The organism is Streptomyces phyllanthi (assembly GCF_009377205.1).
Lineage (GTDB): Bacteria > Actinomycetota > Actinomycetes > Streptomycetales > Streptomycetaceae > Streptomyces > Streptomyces phyllanthi.
The window spans coordinates 1-6,313 of the sequence record NZ_VJZE01000505.1; the positions used below are offsets into that span (position 1 = coordinate 1).

6 protein-coding genes are annotated in these 6,313 nt (G+C 71.1%); 2 read left to right on the forward strand and 4 right to left on the reverse strand.

Annotation, left to right across the window (positions count from 1 at the left end):
- Nucleotides 1–330 precede the first annotated feature (330 nt).
- Nucleotides 331–1,431, forward strand: coding sequence for a citrate synthase 2 (locus FNH04_RS39350; protein WP_152790824.1), 1,101 nt, complete (start codon nucleotides 331–333; stop codon nucleotides 1,429–1,431).
- A 385-nt stretch (nucleotides 1,432–1,816) separates the two neighbouring features.
- On the opposite strand, the gene FNH04_RS39355 is transcribed toward FNH04_RS39350, so the two are convergent.
- The 4 genes from FNH04_RS39355 to FNH04_RS39370 form a co-directional block, all read right to left on the reverse strand.
- Nucleotides 1,817–2,290 (reverse strand): NUDIX hydrolase, encoded by a 474-nt coding sequence (locus FNH04_RS39355; RefSeq protein WP_152790826.1) that lies wholly within the window; start codon nucleotides 2,288–2,290, stop codon nucleotides 1,817–1,819.
- Nucleotides 2,291–2,390: 100 nt separating this feature from the next.
- The gene (locus FNH04_RS39360) at nucleotides 2,391–2,624 is read right to left on the reverse strand and encodes a hypothetical protein (RefSeq protein ID WP_152790828.1); all 234 of its coding nucleotides are present in this window, start codon (nucleotides 2,622–2,624) and stop codon (nucleotides 2,391–2,393) included.
- Between the two features lie 19 nt (nucleotides 2,625–2,643).
- Nucleotides 2,644–4,092 carry a PAS domain-containing protein gene (locus tag FNH04_RS39365; protein ID WP_322725173.1) on the reverse strand — a complete coding sequence of 483 codons (1,449 nt, stop codon included), beginning with the start codon at nucleotides 4,090–4,092 and terminating at the stop codon, nucleotides 2,644–2,646.
- A 166-nt stretch (nucleotides 4,093–4,258) separates the two neighbouring features.
- Nucleotides 4,259–5,011: an SIS domain-containing protein gene (locus FNH04_RS39370; protein WP_152790832.1), complete on the reverse strand. Its 753-nt coding sequence runs from the start codon at nucleotides 5,009–5,011 to the stop codon at nucleotides 4,259–4,261.
- Between the two features lie 324 nt (nucleotides 5,012–5,335).
- On the opposite strand from FNH04_RS39370, the gene FNH04_RS39375 reads away from it, so the two are divergent.
- Nucleotides 5,336–6,028 carry a metal-dependent transcriptional regulator gene (locus tag FNH04_RS39375; protein WP_152790834.1) on the forward strand — a complete coding sequence of 231 codons (693 nt, stop codon included), beginning with the start codon at nucleotides 5,336–5,338 and terminating at the stop codon, nucleotides 6,026–6,028.
- Nucleotides 6,029–6,313: the final 285 nt, after the last annotated feature.

Sequence of the window (6,313 nt, forward strand, 5' to 3'; positions counted from 1 at the left end):
GCGGGGGCGGCGGACGGGTCGTAAGGCGGGCCGATGGCTGGATCGGAAGCCGGATCGGACGCCGGATCGGAGGCGGAATCGCGGTCGTTCACATGGTCATCCTGCCGTATGCGCCCGCGCGTGCGCGGGGAGTGGCGTTCATCACTACATGGCACTCAGTGCCGCACACTCTCCCGAAAGGTGGCACTCAGGGATATCGTTCTGCAATCGTTCTGTTGGATGACTGTCGCTCACACGGGGCATCACCCGGGTGACTGATGACCGCATCGGACCGCGATTGCTCGGAACCGCCCGATTCACCGCCCGCTTCCGACCGTGAGGAGCCGCCTGATGTCCGACTTCGTACCCGGGCTCGAAGGAGTCGTCGCGTTCGAAACGGAGATCGCCGAACCGGACAAGGAGGGCGGCGCACTCCGGTACCGGGGCGTCGACATCGAGGATCTGGTCGGCCATGTCTCCTTCGGCAACGTATGGGGACTGCTCGTCGACGGCGCCTTCAACCCCGGCCTGCCCCCGGCCGAGCCCTTCCCGATCCCCGTCCACTCGGGCGACATCCGCGTGGACGTCCAGTCGGCGCTCGCCATGCTGGCCCCGGTGTGGGGCCTGAAACCGCTGCTGGACATCGACGCCGAGCAGGCCCGCGAGGACCTCGCCCGCGCCGCCGTCATGGCCCTGTCCTACGTCGCCCAGTCCGCCCGCGGCCAGGGACTGCCCATGGTCCCGCAGCGTGAGATCGACAAGGCCCACTCCGTGGTCGAACGCTTCATGATCCGCTGGCGCGGCGAACCGGACCCGAAGCACGTCGCGGCCGTGGACGCCTACTGGACGTCGGCGGCCGAACACGGCATGAACGCGTCCACGTTCACGGCGAGGGTCATCGCCTCGACGGGCGCGGACGTGGCGGCGGCCCTGTCAGGCGCGGTCGGCGCGATGTCCGGCCCGCTCCACGGCGGCGCCCCCTCCCGCGTCCTGGGCATGATCGAGGAGATCGAACGCACAGGAGACGCCGAGGCCTACGTCAAACAGGCCCTGGACAAGGGCGAACGCCTGATGGGCTTCGGCCACCGCGTCTACCGGGCCGAGGACCCGCGCGCCCGAGTCCTCCGCCGCACGGCCCGCGAACTCGGCGCCCCGCGCTACGAGATCGCCGAGGCCCTGGAGAAGGCGGCCCTTGCGGAGCTGCACGCCCGTCGCCCGGACCGCGTCCTGGCCACGAACGTCGAGTTCTGGGCGGCCATCGTCCTGGACTTCGCCGAGGTGCCCGCCCACATGTTCACCTCGATGTTCACCTGCGCCCGCACAGCCGGCTGGTCGGCCCACATCCTGGAACAGAAGCGCACGGGCCGCCTGGTCCGCCCCTCGGCCCGCTACACGGGCCCGGGCACGCGGGACCCGCGCGAGATCGAGGGCTACGAGGACATCAGCCACTGACCTCGCCCGAAACGCAGACGACCCGCAGGCTCTGGGTCCCTCGCCTGACGGCGAGAAGCCGGCCGGACGTACCGGCGAGCCTGCGGGTCGGGTGACTGCGTTGGATTAGGCCGGCTGCACGCATCGCTCACGTGCCGGCCCGGCGCCGAACCGAGTACGACGACGGGCCACTAGCCCGCAGCCACCTCTTCCGTCCGGTATGCATACATCTGCCGAACCACCTCCCTTCCGAAGTGAGAGCCACTTTAGGAAGCCGAACCCCGGCGCTCAACCTATTTTCCGAGGGGATTACTGAGGGGTGTCCCGTCTCTGCTGCTAGAGCCTGTCCCACCCGGTCATGTGAGTCAGATGACGATCAAGCGGCCCAGTCGGATGGGCGGTCGCCTCAGTGCTGGATCAGACCGCCGACCGGGACAGGGCCGACGTGGCCGGTTGCCGGAACGGTCTGCGCCAGAGCGAGGCCGATGTCGACCAGCGATGACCGGGGGAGGCAAACGACGTCGGGGATCGGAGTCCAGACCGACTCGACGACTGCGCCGTTCGGCTCGGGCCGGAGTTGACCGCCGGTGATACGGACCTGGTAGAAGACGCCGACATTCTGGTGGTCCGGTCCGCCGGGGACGGTGCGTTCGGCTGCGGGGATCACCCTGGAGTCGACGCCCAGCAGGCGTTCGACCACCGCGTCGCAGCCGGTCTCCTCAGCAACCTCCCGGATGACCGCGTCGAAGGGATCTTCTCCGTGCTCGACCCTTCCGCCTGGAAGAGTCCAGATGGACTCGCCTTGTGGTGAAACGCAACGGGCGAGCAGCACCCGTCCGTCCTCGGTGCACACGGCGTACGCCGCCAGCCGGAAACTCATCCCCGTACTTTCACCCGGACCTGTCCCCATGTCCAAGCTCCGGGGGCCTGCCCCCCTGACCATCGTCAGGGGGGCAGGCCCTGCCCTTCGGCTCGGGTCCTCATCGTTCGCGCAGCCAGGCATGGTCGGCGACCGGCTCCTGCTCGCGCCGCAGTTGCTCGGCACGCTCCCGGCCGGCCCGGAGGAGTTCCTGGTACTGGCGCCGGAACCGGCCCGCGAACCAGGGCAGCGTCGCGGCGCACACGACCACGGCCACGAACCGGCTCCTCAGCGGGAGCCAGGCGGGTACGACGGACACCGCCACCACGCCGGTCGCGACCAGAGTGAGCACCACCGGTCCGGTCCGTCGGCGGCTACTCCACCAGCCCCGCCAGATCCAGCGCCGCCGCGATCCGTACCGCCACGTCCTCCGCGTACGTCGCGTCCGGGCGTTCGAACTGGGTGCGGCCGGGGCCGCGGAGGAAGGTGACGACGCCGAGGGTGCGGCCGCGGCTGCGGAGGACGGCGCACAGGGCGTGGACCGTGTCGGTGGGCCACTGGCGGGCGGTCGCCCAGGTGCGGGTGGCTTCGGGGCTGGTGTCGTCCGCGCTGGCGCGTACGGAGCCGGCGCGCTCGACGCACTGGAGGGCGGGGTGGCCCTTGGCGTACCGGACGGGCAGGCCCGCGTGTCCGGTGAGCTGGCTGGGGCCGGGGGCGCCGGACGGCGTGGCGGCGGCCCGGACGAGCCGTACCGGGGCATCGGCCGCCGTGCCGGTGCGCGAGCCGGCCGGGTCCCCGGCCAGCCGGTCGACGATCGCGTGGTCGGCGAACCCGGCGAGGGAGAAGTCCAGGTGGACGGTCGCGGCCTCCGCGGGGTCCTCGCACTCGGCGGCGGCGCGCGCGGCACGGTGCAGCTGGTTGGCGCGGAAGCGGAGCAGCGCGGCCTCCTGCTCGCTCAGCTTGGCTTCGGTGATGTCCTGGAAGAGCCAGCCGACGCCCAGCGGAACGGGTTCCTCCGCGAGCGGTGAGGCCAGCCGCAGGAAGCCGCTGCGCCAGCACCGGCGCTTCTCGCCCTCGGTGGTGCGCACGCCCACCCAGATCTCGGCGGGTGCGGGCGGCGCGCCCTCGGCGAGTACATGGGTGAGGGCGCTCTCGAGTTCCTCGACGCCCTGGCTGAGCAGCTCGCCCAGGGGGCGCCCGAGGACGGCCGTGCGTCCGATGCCGAGCGCGCGGGCCGCGTGCGCGTTCACCACGGCGGGCCGCAGATCGGCGTCGACGAGTACGACACCCCAGCTCGCGTCCTCGAACAGCGCTTCGCTCAGCGCTATGGATCGCTCCAGGTCGATCTGGGTGTGCACCTCGCTGAAGGCGCAGTAGACGCCGGCGGGCCTGCCGTCCGATCCGCGTACGGCGGCCGACTGGGTGCGGACGAGTACCCGTCCGCCGTCCTTGGTGAGCAGCGCGAACTCGTGCACCTGCCGTCCGGGGGCCCGCATGGCGGACATCAGCCGCCCCTCGACCTCCTCTGCGTCGGCGGTCCGTACGGCCCATCCGGCGAACCCGTGGCGTCCGACGGCCTCGGCGGCGGTCCAGCCGAGGATGCGCTCGGCCTCGCGGTTCCAGTGGGTGACGACCCCGTCGGCGTCGAAGGCGCACAGCGCGGCGTCCATTCCGTCGAGCAGCGCGGCGAGCAGGTCCGATCCGCGCTCGGGTTCGTCCGCCTCGACCGTGGCCTCGTCCCCGGTCCCGGGGTCGCCGCCACTGGGCTCGGGCTCGTCCGGCCCCAGCTCGTCCGTGGTCCCTCTACGCCGGGAAGCACTCACCTGAACCCCCTGCAGGCTGCGTCCGCACGTACGGCGCGTCGGTTCGTTACTCAGTAGTCATTCAACTCGAACGTGACTCAGCCCACACCGGGTTCCCGCAAGATTGGGGGAAATCGTTGTACACGGCACTCCCGGCCCAGGGCTCCGTACGCCGGTCGTGGTCGCTTCAGCGCACGTAGAAGATCCGGTCGCCGTACTCGCGCATCAGCCGGCCGTTCCACGCGTGGCCGCCGTCCACGTTGCCCGAGCGCAGGAGCGGGGGCTCGATGCCGCGGTCGGCCAGGGAGCCCGCGGCCGTGGCCATGACCGCCTGGAGGAGGGCCGAGGTGACGACGGTGGAGGCGGGGGCGAAGGGTGCCCCTATGCCCTCGGCGGTGAGTTCCGCGTCGCCGACGGAGATCTTGGAGTCGAGGACGACGTCGCAGTGGTCCTTCAGGAAGGTGCCCGAGACGTGCCGGGACGTGGTCTGTGAGGTGTACGCCACCGAGGTCACGCCGATGACCTTCACCCCGAGCGCGCGGGCGTTCACGGCCATCTCGACGGGGAGGGCGTTGCGGCCGGAGAGGGAGATGATGACGAGCAGGTCGCCGGAGCGGAGCGGGCTGGTGTCCAGGACCACGCTCGCCAGGCCCTCGACCCGTTCCAGGGCGGAGCCCAGCGTGGCGGGCGCCTCTACGCCGACCGCGCCGGGTACGGCGAGGAGGTTCATCAGGGCCAGGCCGCCCGCGCGGTAGACGAGGTCCTGGGCGGCGAGCGAGGAGTGCCCGGCACCGTAGGCGAAGAGCCGGCCGCCGTCGGCCACGGTGTCCGCGATCAGCGTGCCGGCCGCCGCGATCGTCTCCGCCTCCTCGTCCCGCACCCGCCGCAGCAGGTCCGTCGCGGCGTCGAAGAACTGCTCGGCCAGCTTGCTGTCGCCCATCCGAAAAGGCCTTTCCGGCTCTGGTGTTCCCCGTTGGTGGATGCGGATCACGGTGCGGTCTGGACCACTGCCCTGTCAATGGTCCCGGCTGACATCGTGTGACCGCGCCGGACATGGTCCAACCGTGCTTGCGACATGGTCGGTTCGGCCCCGCCGGGAGGGTCCCGCCGTCCTCACCGGTACGGTCATGACCCCGGTCCTGACCGCGTGGTTGCGACGACAGCGGCACGGTTGTCAGTGCTATCCGGCAGAATTGGACTTCGGGGGCCAGCGCACGCGCCGGAGAGCGGTCGAGCCTTCGGCAGATCTCATCAAGGGGCACGAATGTCCGGACTGATCGACACCACGGAGATGTATCTCCGCACCATCCTCGAACTGGAGGAAGAAGGTGTGGTCCCCATGCGCGCCCGCATCGCCGAGCGGCTCGACCAGAGCGGCCCGACGGTCAGTCAGACCGTCGCGCGCATGGAGCGCGACGGGCTGGTGTCGGTCGCCGCGGACCGCCACCTGGAGCTCACGGACGAGGGCCGCCGCCTGGCCACGCGCGTGATGCGCAAGCACCGCCTCGCGGAGTGCCTGCTCGTCGACGTGATCGGTCTGGAGTGGGAGCAGGTGCATGCCGAGGCCTGCCGCTGGGAGCACGTGATGAGCGAGGCCGTGGAGCGCCGTGTGCTCGAGCTGCTGCGCCACCCGACCGAGTCGCCGTACGGGAACCCGATCCCGGGCCTGGAGGAGCTCGGCGAGAAGGACGGCGCGGACCCGTTCCTGGACGCGGGCATGGTGTCGCTGGCCGACCTGGACCCGGGCACGGAGGGCAAGACCGTCGTCGTACGGCGTATCGGCGAGCCGATCCAGACGGACGCGCAGCTGATGTACACCCTGCGGCGGGCGGGTGTGCAGCCCGGTTCCGTGGTGAGCGTGACCGAGTCGGCGGGCGGCGTGCTGGTGGGCAGCTCGGGCGAGGCCGCGGAGCTGCGGTCGGATGTCGCTTCCCACGTGTTCGTGGCGAAGCGCTGAGCGACCGCAGCGCCGGGTGCGCACCGCTCCGCCCGTGGGGACGGGTTGCCGGGGCGGGAGCGGCGGGTGCGCCGCGGTGATGCCGCAGTGGTGTCGTGGTGATGTCGTGGTGGTCCCGCGCCCGCGGTCCGACCGAGCCCCCGTGTCGCGACCGTGATCCGTCCAGCATTCAACTGTTCGATTCTTTGGGATTTGGTTGTCCGAATCGCAGCGCTTACGCCGTTCGCGTGCGAGGCTTGCGCGTGAGGCATATGACCGGCTGTCTCGTATACAGATCTGCCGCTG

What these genes read in the sequence shown, in the direction of transcription:
- FNH04_RS39375 (WP_152790834.1), top strand. Translation starts at nt 5,336, where the DNA reads ATGTCCGGACTGATCGACACCACGGAGATGTATCTCCGCACCATCCTC.
- FNH04_RS39370 (WP_152790832.1), bottom strand. Translation starts at nt 5,011, where the DNA reads ATGGGCGACAGCAAGCTGGCCGAGCAGTTCTTCGACGCCGCGACGGAC.
- FNH04_RS39350 (WP_152790824.1), top strand. Translation starts at nt 331, where the DNA reads ATGTCCGACTTCGTACCCGGGCTCGAAGGAGTCGTCGCGTTCGAAACG.
- FNH04_RS39355 (WP_152790826.1), bottom strand. Translation starts at nt 2,290, where the DNA reads ATGAGTTTCCGGCTGGCGGCGTACGCCGTGTGCACCGAGGACGGACGG.